The sequence below is a fragment of the Pseudomonas sp. Wu6 genome (genome assembly GCF_019891515.1).
In the GTDB taxonomy this organism is placed as follows: domain Bacteria; phylum Pseudomonadota; class Gammaproteobacteria; order Pseudomonadales; family Pseudomonadaceae; genus Aquipseudomonas; species Aquipseudomonas orientalis_A.
This window is the reverse complement of the sequence record NZ_JAFLXH010000002.1, coordinates 218,581-243,480: the sequence shown is the minus strand read 5'-3', so window position 1 is coordinate 243,480 and position 24,900 is coordinate 218,581. Positions and strand designations below refer to the sequence as shown.

At 55.7% G+C, this 24,900-nt stretch carries 25 protein-coding genes and 1 pseudogene; 12 read left to right on the top strand and 14 right to left on the bottom strand.

The features are described 5' to 3' along the window. Nucleotides 1-209: 209 nt before the first annotated feature. Nucleotides 210-1,136 (bottom strand): transaldolase, encoded by a 927-nt coding sequence (gene tal / locus J1G34_RS02350; protein WP_065893548.1) that lies wholly within the window; start codon nt 1,134-1,136, stop codon nt 210-212. A 331-nt stretch (nt 1,137-1,467) separates the two neighbouring features. Then, on the bottom strand, nt 1,468-2,454 hold the full coding sequence (gene dusA / locus J1G34_RS02345) for a tRNA dihydrouridine(20/20a) synthase DusA (protein WP_222993211.1): 987 nt from the start codon (nt 2,452-2,454) through the stop codon (nt 1,468-1,470). A gap of 705 nt (nt 2,455-3,159) precedes the next feature. Between dusA and J1G34_RS02340 the strand changes: the two genes are divergently transcribed. Next, nucleotides 3,160-4,686 (top strand): methyl-accepting chemotaxis protein, encoded by a 1,527-nt coding sequence (locus J1G34_RS02340; protein ID WP_222993209.1) that lies wholly within the window; start codon nt 3,160-3,162, stop codon nt 4,684-4,686. Between the two features lie 163 nt (nt 4,687-4,849). On the opposite strand, the pseudogene J1G34_RS27045 reads toward J1G34_RS02340, so the two are convergent. After that, nucleotides 4,850-5,002: pseudogene (locus J1G34_RS27045) on the bottom strand (tRNA-dihydrouridine synthase); the annotation flags it as partial. Nucleotides 5,003-5,223: 221 nt separating this feature from the next. Between J1G34_RS27045 and J1G34_RS02330 the strand changes: the two are divergent. The 3 genes from J1G34_RS02330 (at nt 5,224) to J1G34_RS02320 (ending at nt 6,564) form a co-directional block, all read left to right on the top strand. Next, nucleotides 5,224-5,499, top strand: coding sequence for a BrnT family toxin (locus J1G34_RS02330; protein ID WP_262411670.1), 276 nt, complete (start codon nt 5,224-5,226; stop codon nt 5,497-5,499). Further along, a complete protein-coding gene (locus J1G34_RS02325; RefSeq protein ID WP_019820678.1) occupies nt 5,477-5,785 on the top strand; it encodes a BrnA antitoxin family protein in 309 nt (102 codons plus the stop codon). The genes J1G34_RS02330 and J1G34_RS02325 overlap by 23 nt, the downstream gene beginning before the upstream one ends. A 488-nt stretch (nt 5,786-6,273) precedes the next feature. Further along, on the top strand, nt 6,274-6,564 hold the full coding sequence (locus tag J1G34_RS02320) for a hypothetical protein (RefSeq protein ID WP_222993207.1): 291 nt from the start codon (nt 6,274-6,276) through the stop codon (nt 6,562-6,564). Between the two features lie 441 nt (nt 6,565-7,005). Here J1G34_RS02320 and J1G34_RS02315 read toward each other — a convergent pair whose 3' ends face one another. Both J1G34_RS02315 and J1G34_RS02310 read right to left on the bottom strand, forming a co-directional pair. Then, the gene (locus tag J1G34_RS02315) at nt 7,006-7,515 is read right to left on the bottom strand and encodes a YfbU family protein (protein ID WP_206426329.1); all 510 of its coding nucleotides are present in this window, start codon (nt 7,513-7,515) and stop codon (nt 7,006-7,008) included. Next, nucleotides 7,512-8,243: an FRG domain-containing protein gene (locus tag J1G34_RS02310; RefSeq protein WP_124399879.1), complete on the bottom strand. Its 732-nt coding sequence runs from the start codon at nt 8,241-8,243 to the stop codon at nt 7,512-7,514. Before J1G34_RS02310 ends, J1G34_RS02315 begins: the two co-directional genes overlap by 4 nt. A gap of 707 nt (nt 8,244-8,950) precedes the next feature. Between J1G34_RS02310 and J1G34_RS02305 the strand changes: the two genes are divergently transcribed. Further along, a complete protein-coding gene (locus J1G34_RS02305) occupies nt 8,951-9,316 on the top strand; it encodes a hypothetical protein (protein ID WP_222993205.1) in 366 nt (121 codons plus the stop codon). A gap of 283 nt (nt 9,317-9,599) precedes the next feature. On the opposite strand, the gene J1G34_RS02300 is transcribed toward J1G34_RS02305, so the two are convergent. After that, nucleotides 9,600-10,046 carry a thiol-disulfide oxidoreductase DCC family protein gene (locus J1G34_RS02300; protein ID WP_019820672.1) on the bottom strand — a complete coding sequence of 149 codons (447 nt, stop codon included), beginning with the start codon at nt 10,044-10,046 and terminating at the stop codon, nt 9,600-9,602. A gap of 424 nt (nt 10,047-10,470) precedes the next feature. On the opposite strand from J1G34_RS02300, the gene J1G34_RS02295 reads away from it, so the two are divergent. Next, entirely contained in the window at nt 10,471-10,836 is a 366-nt protein-coding gene (locus J1G34_RS02295; RefSeq protein WP_222993203.1) for a DUF6124 family protein, read from the top strand. A 145-nt stretch (nt 10,837-10,981) separates the two neighbouring features. Continuing rightward, nucleotides 10,982-11,200: a hypothetical protein gene (locus tag J1G34_RS02290; RefSeq protein ID WP_222993201.1), complete on the top strand. Its 219-nt coding sequence runs from the start codon at nt 10,982-10,984 to the stop codon at nt 11,198-11,200. Between the two features lie 296 nt (nt 11,201-11,496). Here J1G34_RS02290 and J1G34_RS02285 read toward each other — a convergent pair whose 3' ends face one another. Continuing rightward, nucleotides 11,497-12,684 carry an MFS transporter gene (locus J1G34_RS02285; RefSeq protein WP_065896643.1) on the bottom strand — a complete coding sequence of 396 codons (1,188 nt, stop codon included), beginning with the start codon at nt 12,682-12,684 and terminating at the stop codon, nt 11,497-11,499. 425 nt (nt 12,685-13,109) lie between these two features. Here J1G34_RS02285 and mqo point away from each other — a divergent pair, with 425 nt between their 5' ends. Beyond that, nucleotides 13,110-14,756, top strand: coding sequence for a malate dehydrogenase (quinone) (gene mqo, locus J1G34_RS02280; protein WP_065886373.1), 1,647 nt, complete (start codon nt 13,110-13,112; stop codon nt 14,754-14,756). Between the two features lie 63 nt (nt 14,757-14,819). Here mqo and J1G34_RS02275 read toward each other — a convergent pair whose 3' ends face one another. Next, nucleotides 14,820-15,656: a LysR substrate-binding domain-containing protein gene (locus J1G34_RS02275; protein ID WP_222993200.1), complete on the bottom strand. Its 837-nt coding sequence runs from the start codon at nt 15,654-15,656 to the stop codon at nt 14,820-14,822. Between the two features lie 99 nt (nt 15,657-15,755). On the opposite strand from J1G34_RS02275, the gene J1G34_RS02270 reads away from it, so the two are divergent. Continuing rightward, nucleotides 15,756-16,655 carry a DMT family transporter gene (locus J1G34_RS02270; RefSeq protein ID WP_222993198.1) on the top strand — a complete coding sequence of 300 codons (900 nt, stop codon included), beginning with the start codon at nt 15,756-15,758 and terminating at the stop codon, nt 16,653-16,655. A gap of 132 nt (nt 16,656-16,787) precedes the next feature. Continuing rightward, complete coding sequence (locus J1G34_RS02265; RefSeq protein ID WP_065886379.1) at nt 16,788-17,117, top strand: YXWGXW repeat-containing protein; 330 nt, start codon at nt 16,788-16,790, stop codon at nt 17,115-17,117. 127 nt (nt 17,118-17,244) lie between these two features. Here the strand turns inward: J1G34_RS02265 and J1G34_RS02260 are convergent, their stop codons facing one another. The 4 genes from J1G34_RS02260 to J1G34_RS02245 form a co-directional block, all read right to left on the bottom strand. Further along, entirely contained in the window at nt 17,245-17,640 is a 396-nt protein-coding gene (locus tag J1G34_RS02260; protein WP_065893557.1) for a PIN domain-containing protein, read from the bottom strand. After that, nucleotides 17,637-17,894 carry an AbrB/MazE/SpoVT family DNA-binding domain-containing protein gene (locus tag J1G34_RS02255; protein WP_065893558.1) on the bottom strand — a complete coding sequence of 86 codons (258 nt, stop codon included), beginning with the start codon at nt 17,892-17,894 and terminating at the stop codon, nt 17,637-17,639. The genes J1G34_RS02260 and J1G34_RS02255 overlap by 4 nt, the downstream gene beginning before the upstream one ends. Before the next feature lie 167 nt (nt 17,895-18,061). Further along, nucleotides 18,062-19,435 (bottom strand): nucleotide 5'-monophosphate nucleosidase PpnN, encoded by a 1,374-nt coding sequence (ppnN, locus tag J1G34_RS02250; protein WP_065893559.1) that lies wholly within the window; start codon nt 19,433-19,435, stop codon nt 18,062-18,064. A gap of 149 nt (nt 19,436-19,584) precedes the next feature. Then, entirely contained in the window at nt 19,585-20,409 is an 825-nt protein-coding gene (locus J1G34_RS02245; protein ID WP_065886388.1) for an aspartyl/asparaginyl beta-hydroxylase domain-containing protein, read from the bottom strand. A 263-nt stretch (nt 20,410-20,672) separates the two neighbouring features. Here J1G34_RS02245 and fabV point away from each other — a divergent pair, with 263 nt between their 5' ends. After that, the gene (gene fabV, locus J1G34_RS02240) at nt 20,673-21,866 is read left to right on the top strand and encodes an enoyl-ACP reductase FabV (protein WP_065886389.1); all 1,194 of its coding nucleotides are present in this window, start codon (nt 20,673-20,675) and stop codon (nt 21,864-21,866) included. 36 nt (nt 21,867-21,902) lie between these two features. Here fabV and J1G34_RS02235 read toward each other — a convergent pair whose 3' ends face one another. Then, a complete protein-coding gene (locus tag J1G34_RS02235) occupies nt 21,903-23,105 on the bottom strand; it encodes a CyaA/EF/ExoY family adenylyl cyclase toxin (protein WP_222993196.1) in 1,203 nt (400 codons plus the stop codon). Nucleotides 23,106-23,312: 207 nt separating this feature from the next. On the opposite strand from J1G34_RS02235, the gene J1G34_RS02230 reads away from it, so the two are divergent. Next, on the top strand, nt 23,313-23,936 hold the full coding sequence (locus J1G34_RS02230; RefSeq protein WP_065893562.1) for an HAD family hydrolase: 624 nt from the start codon (nt 23,313-23,315) through the stop codon (nt 23,934-23,936). Here J1G34_RS02230 and J1G34_RS02225 read toward each other — a convergent pair. After that, nucleotides 23,933-24,838 carry a LysR family transcriptional regulator gene (locus tag J1G34_RS02225; protein WP_065896638.1) on the bottom strand — a complete coding sequence of 302 codons (906 nt, stop codon included), beginning with the start codon at nt 24,836-24,838 and terminating at the stop codon, nt 23,933-23,935. The genes J1G34_RS02230 and J1G34_RS02225 overlap by 4 nt on opposite strands. Nucleotides 24,839-24,900 lie beyond the last annotated feature (62 nt).

Sequence of the window (24,900 nt, the reverse complement as noted above, 5' to 3'; positions counted from 1 at the left end):
CAGCACGTTGCTTGAACTCGCGGGTGTAGGTCTTTCGCTCTTGCATGAAACCTCCTGATTGGGCGAATCATATCGCCCTTAAGAGGTGTCCGGGAGCATTAGGCCAGTTCAAGCCCCCTCCCACATTTAATCTGCGACTGGCTTGAGACTGGCTTTCACAAAAAAGGGCGGCACCCGCGAGAGTGCCGCCCTTTTTGTCGCCGTCCGTCTTACAACTTGGCAGTCAACAACGCTTCAAGCTTCTCCTGATCCCGAGCAAACTGACGAATCCCCTCTGCCAGCTTCTCAGTCGCCATCGCATCCTCGTTGGACTCCCAACGGAACTGCGCTTCAGTCATATGCACCCGCGCTTCACCGGCATGGCCCGGCGACAACTTGCGCTCCAGCTTGCCTTCATCCGCCGCCAGCTTCTCCAGCAGGTCCGGGCTGATGGTCAGACGATCACACCCGGCCAGCTCCTCGATCTGGCTCAGGTTACGGAAGCTCGCACCCATCACCACCGTCTTGTAGCCGTTGGCCTTGTAGTAGTTGTAGATGCGCGTCACCGACTGCACGCCCGGGTCGTCGGAACCCGTGTAGTCGTTGCCGTTGGCCTTCTTGTACCAATCGTAGATGCGGCCCACGAACGGCGAAATCAGGAACACACCCGCTTCGGCACAGGCCACAGCCTGGGCGAAGGAGAACAGCAGGGTCAGGTTGGTCTGGATGCCTTCTTTTTCCAGCTTCTCGGCGGCGCGGATGCCTTCCCAGGTGGAAGCGATCTTGATCAGCACACGGTCACGGCCAACGCCGGCTTTGTCGTACAGATCAATCAGACGGTGCGCACGCTTGAGAATCGCGTCTTCGTCGAACGACAGACGTGCATCCACCTCAGTGGAAATACGGCCCGGTACGACTTTGAGAATCTCTTGACCCACCGCCACGGCAAAGCGGTCACTGGCCAGGCCAACGTCGCCGTTGCAGTCCTGCACACACTCATCCAGCAGCTTGGCATAGCCTGCGATCGACGCAGCCTTGAGCAACAGGGAAGGGTTGGTGGTCGCATCTTGCGGCTTGAGCTTGGCGAGGGTAGAAAAATCGCCGGTATCGGCTACGACGGTGGTGAATTGCTTGAGTTGTTCCAGCTTGGAAGTCATGGGCGTGCTCTGTCCTGTGGGTCTGATGACATTACCCGAGCGCTGGCAGGCGCTCAAGGGCGCAAATGCGTTCGGTCGTTTGCGCGGGGCAACAACCTGAAAACAGCCGTTTAAATACCGGCCGTACTGCTCAATAGGAGGCCAGAATCGATGGCAGGTTCAACCCAACTGCCCGATAGCGCCTCCACAGCCACCGGGCCTGCCCCAATACTGTAGGAGCGAGCTTGCTCGCGAAAAACGTCAACGATAACGCGTGCGTTCTGAATAAGCGCGGCGGCTATGGGTTTCTCGCGAGCAAGCTCGCTCCTACAAAAGCCCATCAGCTACCCATTCACCGCCCTTCCAACAATTCCCCCGCCTGATCCAACAACGCCAGCGGATCCGCCGCCTTATGAATATCCACCGACAACAACTGCCTGAACTTGCGCGCCCCCGGGAAACCAGTGCCCAGCCCCAACACATGCCGAGTAATGTGATGCATCGTCCCACCACTGGCCAAATGCTCCGCGATATAAGGTCGCAACTGCGCCAACGCCTCCGATCGACTGATCACCGGCGCCTCACTGCCAAACAACCGCTGATCCACCTCCGCCAACACATACGGATTGTGATAAGCCTCCCGCCCCAGCATCACCCCATCAAACGTCTGCAAATGCTCCTGGCACTGCTCCAACGTCTTGATTCCACCGTTAAGATTGATCTCCAACGCCGGAAAATCCCGCTTCAACTGCGCCGCCACGTCATAACGCAACGGCGGAATGTCCCGGTTCTCCTTGGGCGACAACCCCTCCAGAATCGCAATGCGCGCATGCACGGTAAAACTGGTACAACCGGCGTCCTTCACCGTCCCGACGAAATCACACAACTCGGCATAACTGTCCCGCCCATTGATGCCGATACGGTGCTTCACCGTCACCGGAATCGACACCGCATCGCGCATCGCCTTCACACAGTCCGCCACCAGGGCAGGGTGCGCCATGAGGATTGCGCCGATCATGTTGTTCTGCACCCGATCACTGGGGCAGCCGACGTTCAGGTTCACTTCGTCGTAACCGGCGGCTTCGGCCATACGGGCGCAGGCGGCCAGGTCGGCGGGGACGCTGCCGCCCAGTTGGAGGGCCAGCGGGTGCTCGGCTTCGTTGTGGCGCAGGAAGCGCTCGTGATCGCCATGGAGGATCGCACCGGTGGTGACCATCTCGGTGTAGAGCAGGGCGTGTTTGGAGAGCAGGCGTAGGAAGAACCGGCAGTGGCGGTCGGTCCAGTCCATCATGGGGGCGACGGAGAAGCGGCGGGAGAGTGGGGCGGTCTGTAGGGGCATTGGATATCTGGATCAACGAGACGAATGGTGCAGTTTATCAGGGATATATCTGAGGCGTTGGTGTGGTGCGCGCCTGTCACGCCACAACTTGCTGAGAGGGCGTTGCCTCATGTGAAAAATGACGAAAATCTAAAGATAATAGTTTCGTCATTAAAATCCACTCCTTGCTAATCGGCCGGACCAATCGGATCTACCCTCTATAACCCACTGCAATGCGGTAGTGGCTATAAGCCAGTATTTTATAAAATGCTCCAGTTCAGCTGTACTTAAGTCGCTTTTTCAACTAGATGGATAAAACAGCCAAAAGAGGTCATGCGTGTAGCGCAATCCATCGCAGCGCGTCCGTTTTGATGCTGTTTGATGGTCATTAATAAAATTCTTTTCGCTTCCTAAACGTGGATAAAGGGAGCATAACTAGGCGAGATTTAAATCGGAGAGAAAATTTTAGCGAATCGGGGCGCTATCGTTATTTTTTAAAAAAGCTCTGGATTATACGCTCAAGCATGTTGGCGGCCGCACAGAATAATAGCTGGATGTTAGCTGGCTAACAAAAAGCGACTAGTTTTGGAAATTCCTGTTACATCATCGTAATAGTTGCTTGAGGTTTTATAATGAGAAATTACAGAGTTTCCGTTCGTGCCGGCATTAGTTTTCTGTTTGTAATAGGCTTGCTTATTGCTTTGGGGGGGTATTTCATTAGTTAAAATGAAAGACCTTAGAGCTGGCATGGTTGCCCTCCAGACGGATGCGATGGCAAGTGTGATCTTGGCTAACGAAATAAGTATTTCGACCTTACGGGTCCGGCTTGAAGCAAGACGTCTCATTGCGCAAGATGACCCTCAAGCCAAAGTCGTCACTATTGAACGCCTTAAAACTGCGCGAAATAATATGCTCAAGCACACAGCTGATTATGCGCCATTGGCGACAGGCAAAGCGGAAGAAGATATTTATCAGGCGGTGAGTGACTCAGTACAAAAATTTTTAAGTCAGTTGGATACGGTGCTTGATTTAAGCCAGAAAAACGCCAAGAACGAGGCTATTGCTTTCTCCGATGCTAATATTGTTCCGGTTACGCAAGCGTTGCAAACGGCAGTTGATAGTCTTGTAAAGCTAAATATCGAACAAGCGAACGGTTTAGGCGTAAGCGCAGCAGAAGCTTACCAAAGTGGTTTTGTATTTGTTGTTGTAATCATCTTGATTTCTACAGTTATTACTGTGTTTCTCGCCGTAACCTTAATACGGAGTATCGTCAATCCTCTCAAAGAGTTATTGTCGGTCAACGATAAAATTGCTGCAGGTGATCTGCGAGGCGATATCATTATTTCCGGAAAAGATGAATTCTCAGACCTCCAGCAGTCTACGCTTGCAATGCAGAAAAACTTGCGACAGACCATCGGGCTCATCAGTAATTCATCATTGCAACTGGCCTCGTCGGCTGAAGAGATGAACTCTATTACTGTCCAGTCCAGTGATGGTTTGGGTCGTCAAAATCAAGAAATTGAACAAGCGGCAACCGCTGTTAATGAAATGACAGCAGCGGTCGATGAAGTCGCCCGCAACGCCGTCGCAGCGTCTGGCGCAGCCAGGGAATCCAATGAATCCGCTGTTCGCGGATCCCAGCGGGTTGCCAGTACGGTCAGTGCCATCGAAAAGCTTAGCTCTACAGTGCTTCAGACCAGCGCCGACGTGCAGCGTCTGGCAGGGCAGTCGCGTGACATCAGTAAAGTGTTGGCAGTCATCCGTACCATTGCCGAGCAAACCAATCTTTTAGCACTCAATGCTGCAATAGAAGCAGCTCGGGCGGGCGAGCAAGGTCGTGGCTTTGCGGTAGTGGCCGATGAAGTCAGAGCATTGGCCCACCGTACCCAGCAGTCAACTGAAGAAATCGAAAAAATGATTGGCGCGATACTGCAGGGTTCCGAACAAGCCACTAAGTCTATGCAAGAAAGTTGCGATGGCGCGCAAAGCACGCTTAATGTAGCGCATGAAGCAGGAACGGCGTTAACCGAAATTGCGCACGGCATCAGAGAAATTAACGAAATGAATACGCTGATTGCTACGGCGTCTGAAGAGCAGGCGCAAGTTGCACGTTCTATTGATCACAACCTTATTAGCATTCGTGACCTGTCCATTCAAAGTACCGAGGGTGCCCACCAGACATCCTTGGCAAGTAGCGAGCTTTCGCGACTGGCCATCGAGATGAACACGGTAGTTGCAAGATTCAAGATGTAGAGTCAGTCAGTGTGGCGTCTCTTAAGTAGTCTCCGACCTGGGCTTGCGTCGGTCGTCCATCGCTAACCTCTTCAAGCCGCTGACATCTCAGCGGCCGGACGTGGAGGCCCGAACCAGCTGAAGCGCTCAATCGCCTATAAACATTTATCTTATGGCGGCTGTGCGCTAGCGCATGCTCAGCTTCGTTGTGACGCAGGAAGCGGTTGTGATCGCCATGGGAGATCGTGTCAGTGGTGACCATCTCGGTGTAGAGCAAGGCGTGTTTGGAGAGCTCGCGTAGGAAGAACCGGCAGTGGCGGTCCGTCCTGTTCATCATGGAGGCGACGGAGAGCTGGGGGAGAGCGGGGCGGTTTGTAGGGACATGAGGAATCTGAGTCAGCGAGGCGAATGGGGCGCGGTTTATCAGGGATGCTTGCCAGGTACTTGGCGGGTTCTCAGGCCTAGCCATTGATCCTTCGGTGATAACCAGAGTACACGCTCGGTCAGGTTTTCGACGCACACCTTGTGTTGATGATTTATTGTGGCTACGATAATCGCATGCAGATTACCTATGACCCAGCCAAAGACGCTCGCAACGTTGAAGAACGTGGACTTCCGTTTGCGTTAGTGCGGGACTTTGAATGGTCCACGGCCTTGATCTTGGAAGATGATCGATTCGACTATGGCGAGTGTCGTTATCGGGCGATGGGATACATAGGGGATCGGCTGCATGTCGTAGTGTTCACCCCACGGGGTGACGCGGTCCACGTCATCAGCTTTCGTAAAGCCAACAAACGGGAGGTCAAAAATTATGACCAAGAAACCCAGCCCTGAGAAGGTCGATACAGCGAACCCGGAATGGTCGGCTGAGGACTTTGCTAAGGCCAAGCCAGCCAGCGAGGTGCTTGTGGGATTGTTTGGCAAAGCTCAGGCGAAGGAAATGCTCAAACCCAAGCGCGGGCGGCCAAAGTCGGTAGCCACTAAAGAGCACGTTAATGTTCGTTTTGATGCTGACGTGCTGGAGCGATTCAGGGCTTCTGGGCCGGGCTGGCAAACGCGAATGAACGCCGCCTTGGCTGATTGGCTTAAGACGCATACGCCAGAAGAGCTGAAGGCCTAAGGCAAAAAGCCGCGGATGACGCGGCTTTTTGCTGTCTTGTGATTAGCTTTTTGTCAGCGAGCGTATAGATAAATCTGTCCGTTTTTTGCTACCTTCGGTGTTGTTTCAAAAGGAATATTTCTTGAATTGGAGCTGCGCGGTACGAGACTGGCGGGCGCAATCAATCTACGATGATCAAGGGGCGAGTTGTGAGTTGTTCGAGAGTTCCTGTTATCGATAAGGAACAGTTGATCAGGCTTAGAGATAGGTTATATAGAGCAATTGATAATAACCGCTCAGACAGATGGTGTCTTGCGCTTTGGAGTCGGTTTATCAGAGCTAGGGATACTCACCAGTGTGTCGTCTGTAATTCTGACGATCGGGTCCAAGCGCATCATATTTTGAGAAGAACATTGCTTTCGCAGGCGCGATATGAACTCGGCAACGGAATTACGCTGTGTTACGAATGCCACAAGGTTGCACACGAAGGATTTAACGGCCGACCGGATATGACGCTGCCGATAGGTGCTCAAGGGGGTGACGACCAAGACGAAATCGCCTTCTACTATCGAAAGCTGCTTGAGTCCTCAGAAGCTTTAGATTTAGAGCACGATGAGTTTTTTACGTTGAGCGATGGAATGCTTAGATTTTTCGTCCGAGTACAGGGCTACGAATATCTCTATAAGGCAGTCGCTGCGAATCAAATTACTGGGTTGGTGATGGCCTATAAAATTTGGGTTCGTAGTCCAGAACAGATGACTTTAGCCATTTTAAGGCCAAACCTTCCGGGTTATTTTTGACCTCAGGTCTGTTCCATCCTTGATCTATTGCCCGTTTCGCCGTTTTCTCCGTAGCATAACCAGCGTAATCGTCGCGGCATACTCTGATCCTCTGCTCTCACTATCTTCTCTTTGCCGATTCCTTTTTAGCGGTAGTACGCGATGATCCCAGTGGGTTCCTCCAAATATTAAATAAATCTGTCTCCCCCCTTTTTTGAAAAAATGAAAGGTGTCCATAGCTGCAGTATGGTATATCTGAGAAGATGTTTTATCATATTGATTTTCCCAGTTTAGAGGGTGAACAACTAGGTTTTTGTAAATGTTGGGTATGACTGTGAATTTTTTCAAAAAATATGTATTTTTTTGTTTTTTAGAAAAACTAAAAAGCAGCGGGGGCAAAGCCCCCGGTTTTTAGGTGTAAACTTATTAAGCGGTGATTCATTGCAGTGGGTGGGTCAGGATTTATGCGTTCAGAATAGTTAAGACTTCTTTTGGTGACATGTTCCATATATCAGAAATTCCTTCGGAAACACTCAGCATTTCTCGATATTTTCCAGTCATAGGCATGTGGCTATTCAGGTTGTCGTTCTTAAGTAAATAAGGCTTTTGTTCTTGGAACTTGCCTTGTGTTTCAATCAGGAATCGACAGAATCCCATGTATTGAGTTTCATTGTTTCCATCAAATCCTCTGAAAAAAGCGTATCGATGGTTTAGGATTTCAGGGTTCTTGGTTACGCGTTTTACATCTTCAATTGCGCGATATAAATCAAGAATGTTTAAAATAAACTTGCCGTCTTCTTCTGACATGTCACGATCGATCCACTCATCGATCATGGGATAAAAAATTGAATAACCATTTTCGAGTATTTGTATTAATTCTAGGTAGTGACTTTCGTCGTCTTTGTCGAGTGATGCCAAAATTTTATATTGGTTTATTAAGATTAGGCGATCTTTCTTGGTGAGCTGTATCATTTTGTGTTTCCTTGTGAAAGTATCTTGCTCTTAATGTGTCGCGCCATTCCTACTATATCAGGATATATTGTGTATTCGTCTAGATTGGCCCATTTTAGAAATTCTCGGGCCTCAGTTTTTGCATCACTAGAAAGTATGACTTTTCGATAGCATGCTTCAGCTGCGGTTTCAAATGGCGCGTTTTCTGTGCCAAAAACAGTGAAGGTTCCTTTTTGAGCCTGAAGTCGAGGGCTTATATGATTGGGCCGTATTGCAAGTGGGCGTTCAATTTCGAATGGCCTTTTTTCCCAGTATATTTTTTTATATTCGTAAGTCTTATCTTCTGGTACCGAAATTATGTCGTGTCTGCCGCTAAGTCGATTTAGGGCCATTGGATCAAGAATAAACAGAGCACTGTCTTCTGTGTCTGAGTAGTCACTATGTAGGATGAATGCAATCGCAACTCCCATAACTGTTGTCCAGTCTAGAAGTCTAGTTGGAATCCAGTAATGCTGCATGTCAAACAATGTTTCCCAATCGTCTGACCTTTTGTCAAAGAGCCGTGCAGCAGTTTTTGTAAACTCATAAAAGAGTTCTTTTTCTTTTGCTTGCCAATCACTTTCGCGTGGCAGGCTCGGTGTCAATTTCCAGGTGTGGTTAGAGTGACCTCGATACCAAGGTTCAATGGGATTTCCAAGTTCCTTCTCAGCGTCGCGGACTTGCGCTAGAAATTCATTCCAAGCTGACATGCATCCCTCTTTTTTTGATGTCCTTAGATTGAACATACAATCTCAATTGAGATGTGGTTGTCAATTGGCTGAGGGATAAGGTTTAGGTTCGCCTTTAGGTGATGGCCAAGGAGAGCAAGGAGATATCGGGGTCAGACCCTGAGGAATCCCTTGATTGATCGGCAGGTCGTCGTGAGCCTGGCCTGGGAGTGAGTCGTTTGCTTTTCCTCTAATAACTCAAAGCAGGGTATCGTGGTCTGACCCCGATATCCCCCGTCTATCACATCCCGATGATTCTGTTTCTCAACGCGACGTATAAGCCGGAGAATCCGTTTTTGACTGGCGTGATATTGACGGTGGCGCTGGTGACGTTTTCCACGGCAAGCTGGTACCTCATCGAAAAGCCCGCGCTGAGGCTCAAGAACCGAGCACGTGCTGCACCCGCTGACGGGGTTCGCGTCTCGTAAGGACTAAAGTGCCGTTACTTTCGGCCACGGGGAAGGTGCTTGTATCTCATCGAAACGAGCAATCCCCGCAGCCCGAAACTTCTCCCAGCCGGGCTCATTCATCACTGGCATAGGGTCCGCCTCAGAAAAATAGCGGTCTGAGCCCCGAACCGGTTCTGCGTAGGTAGCAAGGCGCGGCGCTCGCTGTCTTCTCGGATTGGTGTTAGGTTCGGCAAGGGTTGCTTGACGCTAATCGCTAACTTTTACTTAAAAGGAATTTATATGTCAGGACTCAACGATGTAACGGATTTTGGTGAAGCGTGGCGTGGCACTGAAAATTTTAAAATTATGCCTGTCGGGAACTACGTTTTTCGCGCGAATATTTTTTATAATTCGGTAGCCTATGGAGCACAAAAGGCTGATTGTACGGTGTTGATAGTCAGAAACGGAATGCAAGATGGCGATATTAATATCTATGAAGCCGGTCCGTTAAAGGTTCTAACCCATCATCTAGGTTTTAAAGTTGGACGTCAAACTTATACTTATGATGCTACTGATGATTCGCTTTTGATAGCTGGAAGCTCCGGCAAAATGGGTGGGTCGTATTCTATTAAAATCTCTCCAAATAGAAGTGCTCCGAGCTTTTAATAGGTGGTCGTTAGGCTTAAGTTAATCGTGTCAGTATTTTGGTACGTATAAGATCAAGTTTCGTTTCGGTAAGCATAGTATTTAACGTTTTTCAAAACGAACCTCAGCGCCTCGGGAGGCTTCAAATCCAAGGATTACAGCCTCTCAACCCGCATTCGACTCCAGCATCTAGCGCGCATGGCCGCTACTTGGTCATCGGTGGCGAATTTGCCTTAGTCGGCGTCTTTTACTGCCAGCTCGATCTGGGCGGTCAGCGTCTTTTCGTGCTCGGTGTCCGTCCTCTTTATCTCCGCGCCTTCAAAAACCGCCCTTCGTAATCCGCCACCGGAAGACGGGTGGAATCGTACTTCCCAAATAATCTATAGCGATTTATAGCGATTTTGTCGTACATCCAATCTCGCAGGGTCGCTGGGACGACGCGGGCAGCCGTTAGCCAGCGCCACGGGGCATTCAGGCGTGCCAAGATCTCGAACATCGCCTCGGAACGCACGGACACCTTGTCATTCGAGATGAGAACAATGGTGTTGAATTTGTCCTGCGGTAGCCCCGCCCACTTTAATAGCGCTTGACCTTCCGGCGATTGAACCGCAGCAAGCTGAATTCGATGTGCATGGTCATAGTGGATAATGAACCGCGCCCAGCCGTTGCAGAGCTTGCAGGTGCCGTCGAAAAGTACTGCTGTTTCGCCTGGTTGCAGGAGCGGGGCAGGAGATCGGGGTTGGATGATCATCGGGTCTGCCGTATCTGAAGATAAACCATTTTAGAGGCTTTCATTTGCGATCGTTTTTATAACTTAACGATCTTTAAATTCTCGTTGCCTCTACGCCTGTTCAACAAATCTCTCGCTCAGGCTTGGCAGGATATGACATGGAACGTCACAAGGGCATCCCCCTGTCGTTGGCGTTGCTCCACTCTGGAGCGCATACGACGTTGTTTAAAGCATCTTGCAGCTCGCAGACGAAGTTGGTAATGGTGCTGGCCGGGAGTTTTAGATCCAGTCGTTGATACGCCTTAGGGTATTTCCTACACATTTCTCGGCTTGCCCCTCAGACCACCCCTAGCTAACCTCCTCAAGCCGCTGCAAACCAGTGGCCGGAGGTGGAAGTCCGCATTGCTAAGGCGTTTTAACTCCCGTAAATATTTGGAGCTTCGCCATGCACTACAACACACGAAATTCTTCTATTGATCACGGTACATCGTCCGCCGATCCCAAGCTTCAAGCCGCAGCCCAGCGCGCAATCAACCATCACTTGCCCCCATCCGACGACGCTGCACCCGCCGACCACCCAAGCAACAACCTATTCCTCGTAAACCCAACCATCGACCCCGAAACCCTCCTGGCCAACGCCGCCGAAAACCTCGCATCCGCCAACGAAATGGCTTCCACCCTGGCGTTCGACCTCGACGACTCCCAGCGCGCCATCGCCCTAGGCATTCAGCAGTTAATCGAGTTGAGCTCGCTGCTGGTTGACCGAGCCCAGGAGCAGGTTGCGCCTGTAACCGCCTCAGTCAAAGCCTGATAACCAACCCTGCCGCCTCACCCAAGGCGGCAACCTGAACTCATGCTGTCCCTCAGCAAAGTTTCATAATTCCCTGCGCCTTTGAGGCCTACGATTGCCTGCAAGAGAGGACCCCAGCGCCTCCAGCCCATAGGGAGTTGAAACCATGATCTCGAACCTCGTCAAAGTTGTGATGATCGCCGGCACGTTGCTGTTGAGTGCTTGTTCATCTTCACCAGCCGTGAGCAGTGACCCGTGCTTTTCAGGTGGATGCCAGGTATTTGGGGACCATAGCCCCAGCAAAGCAGCGAAGATGAATTTTGGTGGCAGTGGGTTGGGAAGTAGTTATGGGGAGTATGGGGCGGGGTTGTTGCGTGATGATTGATGGGGGGGTGAGGCAGGCAGTGGTGTGTTGACTGACCCATTGCTATCGGGAGCAAGCCCCCTCCCACAGTTTGATCCTCAGTGTTCAGGCGTTTGGCGACCACAGCCCCAGCAAAGCCTCCAGGATGAATTTTGGTGGCAGTGGGCTGGGGAGTAGTTATGGGGAGTATGGGTCGGGGTTGTTGCGTGATGATTGATGGGGTGGTGGGGCAGTCAGTGGTGTGTTGACTGACCCATTGCTATCGGGGGCAAGCCCCCTCCCACATTGGAACTGTGATCGGCGCAAAACCGGCGGCGTTAGTTGCCGCCCTTCATGCGGCGGGCGATGAGGTAGAGGCCCAGGCCGATGAGGGCTGTTACCGCGCCGATGTAGCCGGTGCTTGTCCAGCCGAGCCCGGCTGTAATCGCCATGCCGCCAAGCCAAGGGCCCAGCGCGTTCGCCAGGTTGAACGCCGCGTGGTTGGAGGCCGCCGCCAAACTTGGGGCTTCGTGGGCGATGTCCATCAGGCGGATTTGCAGCGGCGCGGCCATGGCGATCATGGTGCCGACCAGGCCGATGCCCAGCAGTACGCTCCACAGTGAGCTGGCAGCGAAGGTGAAGAAAATCAGCACGGCCATCGACCACACCATGATCCAACCCACGGCCCGAAATTGCAGGCGATCAAACAGTTTGCCGCCGGCAATGTTGCCGATGATGCCGCCCACGCCAAAGGCTGCCAGGCCAAACGGAATCCACTGCGGCGACACTTTGGTCACTTCCAGCATGGTCGGCGCCAGGTAGCTGAATACGCAGAACATGCCGGCGAAGCCGATCGCGCCGATGGACAGGGCCATCCAGACTTGGGGTTTGGTGAAGGCGCGCAGTTCTTTGCGTGGGTCGCTGCGTTCTTCGTCGTGGCGGTGGGGCACGAATTGCCAGACCAGGGCGATGGTGAGCAGGGCGATCACGCTGACCAGGGCGAACGCCGAGCGCCAGCCCAGGTGTTGGCCGAGGAAGGTGGCGATTGGGTTGCCCAGCAGCATGGCCAGGGTCAGGCCCATCATGACGCGGGCTACGGCGCCGGCGCGTTTGTCGGTGGGCACCATGCTGGAGGCGACCACGGCGGCGATGCCGAAGTAGGCGCCGTGGGGCAGGCCGCTGATAAAGCGGAAGGCCACCAGCGAGCCGAAGGTGGGGGTGAAGGCGGTGGCGAAGTTGCCCAGGGCGTAGAGGCCCATCAGCAACAGCAGCATGTGTTTGCGCAGCAGCTTGGCGCCGAGGATGGCCAGCAGCGGGGCGCCGACCATCACGCCGAGGGCGTAGGCGCTGATGGCGTGGCCGACTTGCGGTTCGCTCAAGCCCAGGTTCTGGGCGATGTCGGGCATCAGGCCCATGATGGCGAATTCGCCGGTGCCGATGGCGAACGCGCCCACGGCCATCGCGGCTTCCATTTTGGCGGCGCTGCGCGCGGGCAGCAGGTGCCCGGGTGTTTGCTGGATAGACATGGATCGCTCTGTTTGGATGAGGTGCACGAAAGACAATCGCCGATGCTACGCAGGCGACTGTGAAGGTGTCTAGAACAGCCTCGAGCGCGAGAGTTCCGGGCCTGTGACCCCAGGTCGCGGCTGGCAGTCTTGACACGTGCGCGATAAAAGCTGCGATTTAGCGGTGTCAATCGGCCAAACGGCGCATAAACGCTGTTTGGCGTGATATTCTGCGCGCCGTCCTGGTCTAGGCTTTCCTTGGTGCGTACACCCGTATACGTCCCAGCGATTGGCTGTCGCCCAGGTAGCTGAAGCCAATAATGATAAGAAGTCAGCGCAGAAGGGACATAACAGTGAGGTCGATCCATCGGCCTTGTGTGCCCACCCTGCAGCCTTGAACAATCAGGGGCGGTGGGGCGGATGGCGTTTTATCATAGGTGCTACTGATGTTTAAAAAAGTAAACACTGCCCTGCTGGGGCTGGCTTTGTCGATGGGGATCACGTCCGTTCACGCGGAAGAGGCAAAGAAAGTCGATGTGCTGCTGATCGGCGGCGGCATCATGAGTGCGACCCTGGGTGTCTGGCTCAATGAGCTGGAACCGGACTGGTCGATGGAGATGGTCGAGCGCCTCGATGGCGTGGCCGAAGAAAGCTCCAACGGCTGGAACAACGCCGGTACCGGTCACTCGGCCCTGGCCGAGCTGAACTACACCCCGGAAGACAAGAACGGCAACGTTGAGATCCCTAAAGCGGTCGAGATCAACGAAGCGTTCCAGATCTCCCGTCAGTTCTGGTCCTGGCAGGTCCAGCAGGGCGTGTTGAAGAACCCGCGTTCGTTCATCAACTCCACACCGCACATGAGCTTTGTGTGGGGCGATGACAACATCAAGTTCCTGAAAAAACGTTACGAAGCGCTGAAGGCGAGCCCGCTGTTCGCCGGCATGCAGTATTCCGAAGACCCGGCGCAGATCGCCAAGTGGGTCCCGCTGATGATGGAAGGGCGTGACCCCAACCAGAAAATCGCGGCCACCTGGAGCCCGATCGGCACCGACGTGAACTTTGGCGAAATCACCCGCCAGTTCGTTGCCCACCTGCAAACCACCCCCAAGTTCGACCTGAAACTGTCGAGCGAAGTGCAGGACATCACCCGCAACGACGACGGTTCGTGGCGTGTGAGCTACAAAAACCTGAAAGACGGCACCAAGACTGAAACCGACGCCAAGTTCGTGTTCATCGGCGCCGGCGGCGGTGCCCTGCACCTGCTGCAAAAGTCGGGCATTCCTGAGGCCAAGGAATACGCCGGCTTCCCGGTTGGCGGCTCGTTCCTGGTGACCGATAACCCAACCGTCGCAGAGCAGCACCTGGCCAAGGCCTACGGCAAGGCTTCGGTAGGCTCGCCACCGATGTCGGTTCCGCACCTGGACACCCGCGTGCTGGATGGCAAGCGCGTGATCCTGTTTGGCCCATTCGCCACCTTCTCGACCAAGTTCCTTAAGGAAGGCTCGTACCTGGACCTGCTGACCAGCACCACCACCCACAACATCTGGCCGATGACCAAGGTCGGTATTCGTGAATACCCACTGGTCGAGTACCTCGCCGGCCAACTGATGCTGTCCGATGACGACCGCTTCAAGGCGCTGCAGGAATACTTCCCGAACGCCAAGCAATCGGACTGGCGCCTGTGGCAAGCCGGCCAGCGTGTGCAGATCATCAAGCGTGACGAAGAACAGGGCGGCGTGCTGAAACTCGGTACCGAAGTGGTCAGCTCCGCCGACAACTCCATTGCCGGCCTGTTGGGTGCCTCGCCAGGCGCGTCGACCGCAGCGCCGATCATGCTGACCGTGCTGCAAAAAGTCTTCAAGGACAAGGTAGCAAGCCCGGCCTGGCAGGAAAAACTGCACCAGATCGTGCCAAGCTACGGCACCAAGCTGAACGAAAGCCCTGAAGCGGTCGCCAAGGAATGGGCCTACACGGCCGGTGTGCTGCAACTGACGCCACCGCCAGCGATCCCGCAACTGGCTGCTCCACAGGCCACCGAGGCTGCCAAGCCTGCGGCTGAGCCGAGCAAGCCGGCGTCTGATCTGGCGCTGTAAGTAAGGCTTAAGCAAAAGCCCGCTGAACCGGTAACGGTCAGCGGGCTTTTTTGTGTGCGGCGTTCAGACCCTGAAGTGCCTGACTTGCTCGTACAGATGCAGCGCCAGTGCATTAGCGGTGTCGCACAGCAGATACAGATGCTGGGCGGGGAGGGCCGGCAGTTGCGTGATGTGTCTCAGCCCTTCGCCCATGCGGCTTTCCTCCATCAGGCCCACGGCCACGCCGCTGCGCACGCAAGCCTCTACTGCCGATGAGTTGGGGCTTTCCAGCAGTACGCGATGGTAAACCCCGTGATCTTTCAGCGCCTGTAACGCCGCCGCTCGATACGGGCAACCAGCGATGGGCACGGTGATGGGCAGCGGCGCGTTTGGCGGAGAACTGAACTGCTCGGCTGCCACCCATAGCGGTTGCACCGAGCCCAGGCGCTCACCCTGTGCCAGCGGCCGTGCGCTGACGGTGATTGCCAGGTCCAGTTGGTTTGCCGTGAACAGGCTCAGCAGTTCGCCACTGGTGCGCGCTTCGATTTCCAGCTCAAGCAGCGGGTTGTCGGTGATCAGTCGTGGCACAAATGCCTGGATGAAGGCGGGCGCATAAGTGTCGGGCACACCCAGGCGGATCTTGCCCTGCATGCGCTGGGGCATCAGGGCGATCAGAAGGCGGTCGTGGCTTTTGAGAAATTCGCTGGTTTCGTCCAGCAGTTTTCTGCCGTACAGCGTCAGCTCCACGCCCAGGTTGCTGCGGCTGAACAGGCGCTGGCCGATCTGGTGTTCCAGTTTCTGAATCTGCGTGGTTACGGTGGAAGCGCTGCGGTGCACGTGTTCGGCCGCTTCGTTGAAGCGACCAAAGCGCGCGACGGCATGAAAGGTACGCAGTAGATCGATATTCAGCTGTTTGGCCATGGTTCGACTTTTACGGATTGATGGTGCAGGTTATTCAAATATACAGAAGAGTCTCCTGTCCCTAGCCTTGAAGTCAATCGACTAAGGCTGGAGGGCCGCATGAAGCGATCAACTCTGGGACTGGTGCTGTTGCAAGGTGCGTTTGTCCTGTCATGGAGTTCGGGCTATATCGGCGCCAAGCTCGGCACCCAGGAAGGAGGTGCATTCAACCTGCTGTTCTGGCGATTCCTGTTGGTATCGCTGTGCCTGGGGCTGTTCCTGAACGTCAGGCTGTTGAAGGTTTCATGGGCGCAGATCCGCCACTACGCGGTGATCGGTTGCCTGTCGCAGTTTCTGTACCTGAGCTGCCTCTATGTGGCGATCCAGAACGGTTTGCCGCCAGGCATTGCGGCAATCATCGCGGCGATGCAGCCGTTGATGACCGCAGCATTGTCGACGGGCAGCGCCACCGAGCGCAGCGGTGGCTGGCAATGGGTGGGCCTCGTGATCAGCTTTGCCGGCGTGGCAATTGTGATCGCCGGGCAGTACAGCAATAGCGCAACCGAGGTAGGCCTGGCGATGTATGGGCTGCCGCTCGTCTCGGCGCTGGGGCTGACCCTGGCGACGCTGTACGAACGTCGTTCGGTGCAGAGCGAGAATGTCGGTTTGCTCATACCGCTGTTTATCCAATCGCTGTTGAGCCTGATCGGTTTCACCGGCGCTGTGTTGTACACCGATACCTTGAGCATTCCCCACGCCACCGACGTACTGGTTTCGATTGTGTGGTTGACGGTGTTTTCCACCTTTGCCGCTTACTTGAGCCTGTGGCAGCTGCTGCGTGTGATGACGGCCACCCAGGTTGCCGCGTTGGTCTACCTGGAGCCTCCGGTCACCCTCGTATGGGCGGCGTTGATGTTCGGCGACAGAATTCATGCCTCGGCCTACGCCGGCATCGCCGTGGTCATTGCCGGGCTGGTTTTATTGCGCCTGAAGCGACCGACCGTCGAGTGCACGTCTTGAGGCCGGTGGGTTCAGCAATCTGACAGACATCTCCTGTTAAAAATAAACCATGCCCAAGCAGGAGGCCTGGTTGCAACAAAGGGGGATTTCTTACTGATACAGATGCGGGGCGATTAGGCCCGAGGGTTTTGTATGTTGCTACGTTATGCGGCAATGGCGGCGGTAGTCGTCGCAGCATCCGGGTGTGTGCAAGAGCGTGTCGTGCATGAGCGCAGACCGGTACAACATGAGTATGTAGAAGTTGTTGCACCGCAGCCGCCGCCCGTACAGGTGATCGAAGTCGAACCACCCGTACGCGAAGGTTATATCTGGTCACGCGGTTACTGGCGCTGGCAAGGCGGGCGCTATGTGGCGGTGCACGGCCACTGGGAGCCGGTGCGCGAGGGTTATCGCTATGTACATCCGCATTGGGTACAGCGCAATGACGGGTATCACTGGCAGGTCGGTGGCTGGATTCGTTGACCGAGCGTCCTCTCCTGTCGTAGGAGCGAGCTTGCTCGCGAAAAAGCCACAGGCGCCGCGTGCTACCTGAATGTTCGCGTAATCGTTGGTGTTTTTCGCGAGCAAGCTCGCTCCTGCAAAAGACGGCCTAGCCGATACGTTTCATACCCGTCGCCTTGACCGCATTGAGGTCGAAGGTGGCGGTGTATTCGCAACCCGCCGCATGGGCGCAGCGTTCGATCAGGCAGTCGGCAAAGTCTGCCGTGTTCGCCACGAACTTGCGCAGGGCTTGCCAGATGATATCGGCGCGCTCAACCGTGAGCTCGCGAGTGTGCAGCAGGGTTTCCAGCACCATCACCACATCGCTTTTGGCCGACGCATAGCAGGACTGCAGGACCCACACCAACTCCACAACGGTCACCAGGCTGACAAAACCCGGTGATGTAGCGGTGAGTGATTCTATCAATCTGGACGCCTTGGCTGACTGCATGGGATCGTCCTGGGTGACGTAGCGCACCAGCACGTTGGTATCCAGGCCGATCATCCGGCGTTTGCTCCCCGGGCCGCGATGGCCTGGTTCATGTCCTCGATGGACACAGCAGTGGCAGGCTTGCTGATCAGTCCCTTGAGGTCGGTGACGGTTTTACTGGCGGCGATCATGGAAAACTTGCCGTCTTCCATTTCGACGAATTCCACCCGGTCGCCTGTTTCCAGGCCGAGGGCTGTCCTCACCTGGACGGGGATGGTGATTTGCCCTTTTGAAGTCAGTGTGGCGGTCGCCATAGTGAAGCTCTCCATCGTGATATTCCTTACCTTAGGGTAAGGAATGATGGAGGACAATATCCGTTGGTCCATAGGTGGCTCGCAGGTGTGGTGAGTCGTCCTCAAACCCTAGCTCGGACTCTCAATCCCCACACCTTTGGCCATGGGCCAAACCGATACAAACTATGACCGACCGCGCCCGCTCACTGCACCACGCGATAGCACGGCACATACGCCGCGCCGCCCGGCAGCTTCATGCGGTGCTGGGCGACAAACGCTTTAAGCAGCTCGTCCAGCGGTTTCATGATCGCCGGGTCACCGTGAATCTCGTACGGCCCGTTTTCTTCGATCAGGCGAATGCCCTTGTCCTTCACGTTACCTGCCACGATCCCCGAAAACGCGCGACGCAGGTTGGCCGCCAGTTCATGGGGCGGCAGCGCATGGCTCAGTTGCAGGCTGGCCATGTTTTCGTGGGTCGGGTCGAAGGGGCGCTGGAAACCTTCGTCGATCTTCAACAGCCAGTTGAAGTGGAACGCGTCGTTGCGCTCGCGTCGGAACTGCTTCACGGCCTTGAGGCCCAGCGTCATCTGGCGCGCGACTTCGGCCGGATCGTCGATGATGATCTGGTAATGCTTCTGCGCCGCTTCGCCGAGGGTAGCCCCGACGAACGCGTGCAGTTGTTCCAGGTAAGGGGCCGCATGCTTGGGCCCGGTCAGCACCACCGGGAACGGCAGGTCGCGGTTGTCCGGGTGCATCAGGATGCCCAGCAGGTAGAGGAATTCCTCAGCGGTGCCGGCGCCGCCGGGGAAGATGATGACGCCGTGGCCGACACGCACGAAGGCTTCCAGGCGTTTCTCGATGTCCGGCAGGATCACCAGCTCGTTGACGATCGGGTTGGGCGCTTCGGCAGCGATGATGCCCGGCTCGGTCAGGCCCAGGTAGCGGCCACCGGTGATGCGTTGTTTGGCGTGGGAAATGGTCGCGCCTTTCATCGGCCCTTTCATCACGCCGGGGCCGCAGCCGGTGCATACGTCAAGGCTGCGCAGGCCCAGCTCGTGCCCGACTTTCTTGGTGTATTTGTATTCTTCGGTGTTGATCGAGTGGCCACCCCAGCACACCACGATCTTGGGCTCGACACCCGCGCGCAGCGTACGGGCGTTGCGCAGCAGGTGGAACACGTAGTCAGTGATGCCCTGGGAGTTGCTCAGGTCGATGCGCTGGCTGTCCAGCTCATTCTCGGTGTAGACGATGTCACGCAAGGCGCTGAACAGCATTTCGCGCGTGCTGGCGATCATCTCGCCATCGACGAAGGCGTCGGCGGGCGCGTTGAGCAGTTCCAGGCGTACGCCGCGGTCTTGCTGGTGGATGCGCACTTCAAAGTCTTTGTAGGCATCGAGGATGGTCTTGGCGTTGTCGATATGCGCGCCGGTGTTGAGGATCGCCAGGGCGCACTGGCGAAACAGGGCGTAGACGCTGCCGCTGCCGGCTTCACTCAGTTGCTGGACTTCACGTTGTGACAGGGTTTCGAGGCTGCCCTTGGGGCTGACGGCGGCGTTGATGACTTGACGTTGGGGCATTCTGATTCCTTGAAAGCACAGCCACCGCATCCACGACAGGCGCGGTGGCTTGAGAATGATGGGCGCCGTATACGGTCGCACGAGACGGTTATTTACCTCAGGCGCAAGGCCGAGCGCAAACACCGTCCAGCACCATCATGCCGCAGAACTTACTGGATCAGCTTCCAGTTTTTGTAGAAAACTCGACGCAGGGTAAATACCAGGCCGGCAAAACCGGCGATCACGGCGTTAAGCACGGAGGGCACCCGGGTTGGCCGCACGATATCAATGAACAGGCAGTAACGTTTTGCATCGTTCTTGTTGAAAGACGCATGCATCAGCGTGTCATCGAAGATAAACAATGGGTCGTCGTGCCAATAGTGCTTGTGCTTGCCCACCTGGATATACACGCCTTCGTGGTGCGGCGCCGGCGCCATGTTGTAGAGCACGCGGAACATCATGCGCAGGGGGCCGAAGTGGAACGATGTCGAGCGGTTCTCGTTGAACACCGACACGCCGATGGTCTTCACGAATGGCAGTTTTTTGCGCAGTTGCGGGATGTCCAAGGCGGTTTCGATGGGGCGGCCGTACCACTGGAAAAACAGCATGCCGCGTTTCTTCTCGGCCATGCGTGCGTCCAGGTAACCGATGATTTCTTCCTTGCGGGCCATGGCGTCGTTAATGACCTGTTGCAGGTCTTCGCGCCAGGCCGGCGGCAGGTCTTGCATCGTGTAGACATGCCGGTTGCGTTTGCTCAACAGGTCGAGCAGGGTGTTGAACGGTGCCAGCACCCAGGTATTGCGGCCGTTTCCGACGAAATATTTCTTGATGGTGCCGCGGTCGTAGAGGCCGTTGCGCAAAAAATCATAAACACCGCAGAACAGCACCAGCAGCAGAAACACCAGGCAGATACGCGGGAAACAGTAGATCAGCAGCAGAACGCCGACGACCCAGGCGAGGGACACCAGCTTTTTGCCGACAGCATTTTTGCTCATGAAACCTGGCTCCAAACTTGAAACATAATGAAACAATATCGTCATGATAGGGGTTTCTGCCGTGCTTGGGCGTTTTAAATAGTTCGAAAAGTGTTAACGCGGTGCACAGTTTGTAACGGTCGTCAGGGTGGGTGGATTGAATTTTGAGAACGGAAGATTTGCGTCTATCGTGACGCTTCGGTTTTTCAGGCGTCATAGACCGGTACGATTGAAGTTGAATGGCCACCATTGGCCTTCGGCACCTTGGAAGAGGCAGAATTTTTATGATCATCAAACCGCGGGTTCGTGGCTTTATCTGTGTGACCGCTCACCCTGTTGGCTGTGAAGCGAACGTCAAGGAGCAGATTGAGTACGTCACCCAAAACGGCGTAATCGAAGGCGGCCCCAAGAAGGTGCTGGTCCTCGGTGCTTCCACCGGCTACGGCCTGGCCGCGCGCATCAGTGCTGCGTTTGGCTGCGGCGCCGACACCCTGGGCGTGTTTTTTGAGAAAGAAGGCGAAGAAGGCAAGCTGAGCTCCGCCGGCTGGTACAACAGCGCGGCGTTCGAGAAGTTTGCCGTGCAAAAGGGCCTGTACGCCAAGAGCATCAACGGCGACGCGTTCTCCGACGAGATCAAGCGCCTGACCATCGACACCATCAAGAAAGACCTGGGCAAGATCGACCTGGTGGTCTACAGCCTGGCCGCGCCACGCCGTACCGACCCGCAAGGCGTGGTGCACACCTCCACCCTCAAGCCGATCGGCAAGGCTGTGACCCTGCGTGGGATCAACACCGACAAGGGCGTGGTGGTCGACACGACGCTGGAACCGGCGACCCAGGAGGAAATCGACGGCACCGTGAAAGTGATGGGCGGCGAAGACTGGCAGCTGTGGATCGATGCCCTGCGCGACGCCGACGTACTGGCCGAAGGCGCCAAGACCACCGCGTTCACTTACCTCGGCGAAAAGCTGACCCAGGACATCTACTGGAACGGTTCCATCGGCGAAGCCAAGAAGGACCTGGACAAGAAAGTCCTGACCCTGCGCGAAAACCTCGCTGCACTCAAGGGCGACGCCCGTGTGTCGGTGCTCAAGGCCGTGGTCACCCAGGCAAGCTCGGCAATCCCGATCATGCCGCTGTACCTGTCGCTGCTGTTCAAGGTCATGAAAGAGCAGGGCACTCACGAAGGCTGCATCGAGCAGGTCTATGGCCTGTTCAAGGACAGCCTCTACGGCAGCGAGCCAAAGCTGGATGCCGACGGTCGCCTGCGTGCCGACCTGGCCGAGTTGGAGCCAAAGGTCCAGGACGCCGTGGCGGCGCTGTGGAACCAGGTCACCGACGACAACGTCAACGAGATCAGCGATTTTGCCGGCTACAAGGCTGAGTTCCTGCGCTTGTTCGGTTTTGAAGTCGATGGCGTGGACTACGACGCGGACGTGAACCCGACCGTCAAGATCAACGGTCTGGTCCAGGCGTAAATGATGTGATTGGCAGCGGCCTTGATCACAAAGTGATCAGGCTGCTGTTCGCCCGAGTTTGAGTTGAATAAGGTTTTGCGCGCGGATGAAGTCAGGCCGTCGCACCTCGACCACTTCTTTCTCCCAGAGTGGATTCAACGGCAAATGATAGCCGCTGTCCTTGGCGGTGTTAATGAATTCGGCCATTTCCCGAGCGTTACAGATGATGCTGATTTCATCGAATCTGCCCAGTTTCGCCGGCAGGAAAAAGGTCACCGGGTAATTTGCGCTCACGTCCGTGAACGGGTTGCCTGAATCCGCACTGTGGTGAACCACTTGCTCCGCATCACCCACCAGTTTGCGGTTGATGATGTTTATCATCTGCTGCAGCCGCGCAGTTGCATTGCCGAGATGGGGATCTTCTTTCTGATAGAAACTGTCCGCGCTTTTAAAGTCCGCGTGCAGTTCTTGCGGTACCTTTTTGTACCCACTGATTCGTTCCTTGAACACGCTGTGCGCGACATCCGATACGGGGAGCTTATCCTGGGGCCCGAAGTCACTCAGGTGCGGCGCGACCATATGCAGATCGTAGTCGGCGGTCAAAGGCTTGCCCCCTGCCTGCTTGGCCAGCACTTCAAGCGGCTTGCCCAAGTAGGTGATCAGATAGGTGTCGGCGGCAGGCGAAGCGCAACGGGCTTGAAACGTATAGCGTTGCCCGCTCGGCCCTTGGGCGCTGAGGTGCAGCTTACCGTTGGCGTCTTTTGCAGACAGCTCAGTGATAGCGCCCAGCTTCACCAATTCGTTAAGGCGGCCGCGCGAGAGTTTCAGCGGGATCGGGACTGCATGGCCTTGCGCGACACAATCCAGGATCTGCACGTTGGCGCCAGCGACTTTTTCCGGCGCGCCCTCCAGCTTGCTGAAGGCCTGGTCGATACAGATCAGACCGGCCTGCGGCCCCCAGTTGGCACTTTTGCCCTTGATGTGAAAATCCTTGGTGGGGTGTCCGGCTTCTATCAGTCCGGTAGCCACGGACTCGACTGGGCGTATGCCGATGATGGAGTTGGTGGTCGCCGCGATCTGTTGCAAGGGTTCTATGTGGCTTGAAACTATTCCTGTTTGCTCTTTTACCCGCTCGATCAGGGGGGTGTGCAGGCTGTCGGATTTTCCGGCACCTGCGTTTTTCTGAAGGGACTGTTTGCGGTGCAAGGCTTCCATGCTGAGTGCGGAGGGTGATGTAACACTGAGAGTTCTGGTTTTCATCGGAATACCTCTACGTCACGTCTAGCGGCAGTGTTGGATGATTCCGTTCAGTCACTGTTCTCCTTGATAGGGCTGACAGTAAAAGAGATTGGCTCCTTACGCAGAGGTTTGGTGAATTTTCAGAACGATCCTACGCGTGCTTGCCTTCTGCTGCGGGTCCTGCGCATGCCAGACTGCCCCACTCATTGTGCAAACGAGAGCAAACCCATGACGATCCGTGCGGTAGTGTTTGATTTCGGTGGCGTGTTGTTTGACTGGAGCCCGCAGCATCTGTATCGCAAGCTGATTGCCGACGAGCAGGAACGGCGATGGTTTCTCGAGAATATCTGCACCCAGGCCTGGAACACCGAGCAGGATGCCGGCCGAAGCCTGGCTGAAGGCACCCGCAGCCTGATTGCCCAACATCCTGAACACCGGGCCTTGATCGAGGCTTATTACGCGCGCTGGCACGAAATGTTGCGTGGTGCGTTGCCGGAAGGGGTTGCGATTCTCACCGCGTTGCATCAGGCCAATATGCCGTTGTTCGGGCTGACCAACTGGTCGGCGCAAACCTTTCCCTATGCCCTTGAACGCTACCCGTTCCTGCAATTGTTCCGCGATATCGTCGTCTCCGGCCAATTGAAACTGATCAAGCCGGACCCGGCGATCTACCAGGCCAGTCTTACGCGGATCCGTGCCCATCTGCCGGACATCCAGCCCAATGAGGTGGTGTTCATTGATGATGTCGTCGGCAATGTCGACGCGGCCATCGCCCTTGGCTGGCAGGGCATCCACCACGTGTCGGCCGAGCGCACCGCCGCGCATCTGCGTGAACGGGGCGTGGCGTTCTAGCGCGCCCATTTCTCCATGACAAAATCGACGAAGGCCCGCAGCTTGGGCAGGCGATAACGGTCCTGGCGATACAGCAGGTGCATGGGCCGGCTGGGCAGTTTGTAGCCGGTCAGCAAGGCGACCAGCTTGCCGCTCTCCAGGTCCGGTTGCACCAGGGCATCCGCCAGCATGATGATGCCCATGCCGTTTACCGCCGCCTGGCGCAAGCCCTGGGAGCTGTTGATGGTCAATGAGCCGGCCACCGGCACCTCTACCTCGCCCGCGTCCCCGGTCATGCGCCACAGTTTGTCGGTGTCGCGCCAGTTGTCGGTCGCAGGGTAGGCGAAGGCCAGGCAGTCGTGTTGCTGCAGGTCCGCCGGAGTCTGCGGCGTGCCACGCCGCGCCAGGTACGCAGGGGACGCGCAGAGGGTGAGGGTGTAGGCCTGCAGGGGCCTGGCGATCACGCTGGAGGTTTCCAGTTCGCCGAGACGGATCGCCACGTCGAAGCCGCTGTCGACCAGGTCCATCCGCTCATTGCTCAGCACCACGTACAGGTCGATCAGCGGGTAGCGCTGGGAAAACTCGCTCAAGGCCGGCACGAGACGTTCGGTGCCGAACACGGGCGGCGCGGTGATACGCAGGCTGCCTTTGGGGGCTTCGCTGTGAATCTGCTCCGCCAGCAGCTCGGAGTCGGCCACCAGCCCCAGCACTTCCAGACAGCGCTGATAATACTGCCCGCCAAATTCGGTAAGGTTCTGTTTGCGGGTGGTGCGTTTGAGCAAACTGACGCCCAGTCGTTGCTCCAGCGCCCGCAGATGGTTGCCGACCATGGTGGTCGACATCCCGCACTCGTGCGCGGCGGCGGTCATGCTGCCGGTCTCGACGACTTTCACGTACACCGACATGGCCTGGAACAGATCCATTATCAAGTCCTGGTTTAAAGTAATTGCAGTAATTCGCAGTTTATCCAGCTGTGGTGGCTAAC

Excerpts from the sequence above, each read along its gene's own strand:
- tal (WP_065893548.1), bottom strand. The coding sequence starts at position 1,136 with ATGACTTCCAAGCTGGAACAACTCAAGCAATTCACCACCGTCGTAGCC.
- dusA (WP_222993211.1), bottom strand. The coding sequence starts at position 2,454 with ATGCCCCTACAGACCGCCCCACTCTCCCGCCGCTTCTCCGTCGCCCCC.
- J1G34_RS02340 (WP_222993209.1), top strand. The coding sequence starts at position 3,160 with ATGAAAGACCTTAGAGCTGGCATGGTTGCCCTCCAGACGGATGCGATG.
- J1G34_RS02330 (WP_262411670.1), top strand. The coding sequence starts at position 5,224 with ATGCAGATTACCTATGACCCAGCCAAAGACGCTCGCAACGTTGAAGAA.
- J1G34_RS02325 (WP_019820678.1), top strand. The coding sequence starts at position 5,477 with ATGACCAAGAAACCCAGCCCTGAGAAGGTCGATACAGCGAACCCGGAA.
- J1G34_RS02320 (WP_222993207.1), top strand. The coding sequence starts at position 6,274 with ATGACGCTGCCGATAGGTGCTCAAGGGGGTGACGACCAAGACGAAATC.
- J1G34_RS02315 (WP_206426329.1), bottom strand. The coding sequence starts at position 7,515 with ATGATACAGCTCACCAAGAAAGATCGCCTAATCTTAATAAACCAATAT.
- J1G34_RS02310 (WP_124399879.1), bottom strand. The coding sequence starts at position 8,243 with ATGTCAGCTTGGAATGAATTTCTAGCGCAAGTCCGCGACGCTGAGAAG.
- J1G34_RS02305 (WP_222993205.1), top strand. The coding sequence starts at position 8,951 with ATGTCAGGACTCAACGATGTAACGGATTTTGGTGAAGCGTGGCGTGGC.
- J1G34_RS02300 (WP_019820672.1), bottom strand. The coding sequence starts at position 10,046 with ATGATCATCCAACCCCGATCTCCTGCCCCGCTCCTGCAACCAGGCGAA.
- J1G34_RS02295 (WP_222993203.1), top strand. The coding sequence starts at position 10,471 with ATGCACTACAACACACGAAATTCTTCTATTGATCACGGTACATCGTCC.
- J1G34_RS02290 (WP_222993201.1), top strand. The coding sequence starts at position 10,982 with ATGATCTCGAACCTCGTCAAAGTTGTGATGATCGCCGGCACGTTGCTG.
- J1G34_RS02285 (WP_065896643.1), bottom strand. The coding sequence starts at position 12,684 with ATGTCTATCCAGCAAACACCCGGGCACCTGCTGCCCGCGCGCAGCGCC.
- mqo (WP_065886373.1), top strand. The coding sequence starts at position 13,110 with ATGTTTAAAAAAGTAAACACTGCCCTGCTGGGGCTGGCTTTGTCGATG.
- J1G34_RS02275 (WP_222993200.1), bottom strand. The coding sequence starts at position 15,656 with ATGGCCAAACAGCTGAATATCGATCTACTGCGTACCTTTCATGCCGTC.
- J1G34_RS02270 (WP_222993198.1), top strand. The coding sequence starts at position 15,756 with ATGAAGCGATCAACTCTGGGACTGGTGCTGTTGCAAGGTGCGTTTGTC.
- J1G34_RS02265 (WP_065886379.1), top strand. The coding sequence starts at position 16,788 with ATGTTGCTACGTTATGCGGCAATGGCGGCGGTAGTCGTCGCAGCATCC.
- J1G34_RS02260 (WP_065893557.1), bottom strand. The coding sequence starts at position 17,640 with ATGATCGGCCTGGATACCAACGTGCTGGTGCGCTACGTCACCCAGGAC.
- J1G34_RS02255 (WP_065893558.1), bottom strand. The coding sequence starts at position 17,894 with ATGGAGAGCTTCACTATGGCGACCGCCACACTGACTTCAAAAGGGCAA.
- ppnN (WP_065893559.1), bottom strand. The coding sequence starts at position 19,435 with ATGCCCCAACGTCAAGTCATCAACGCCGCCGTCAGCCCCAAGGGCAGC.
- J1G34_RS02245 (WP_065886388.1), bottom strand. The coding sequence starts at position 20,409 with ATGAGCAAAAATGCTGTCGGCAAAAAGCTGGTGTCCCTCGCCTGGGTC.
- fabV (WP_065886389.1), top strand. The coding sequence starts at position 20,673 with ATGATCATCAAACCGCGGGTTCGTGGCTTTATCTGTGTGACCGCTCAC.
- J1G34_RS02235 (WP_222993196.1), bottom strand. The coding sequence starts at position 23,105 with ATGAAAACCAGAACTCTCAGTGTTACATCACCCTCCGCACTCAGCATG.
- J1G34_RS02230 (WP_065893562.1), top strand. The coding sequence starts at position 23,313 with ATGACGATCCGTGCGGTAGTGTTTGATTTCGGTGGCGTGTTGTTTGAC.
- J1G34_RS02225 (WP_065896638.1), bottom strand. The coding sequence starts at position 24,838 with ATGGATCTGTTCCAGGCCATGTCGGTGTACGTGAAAGTCGTCGAGACC.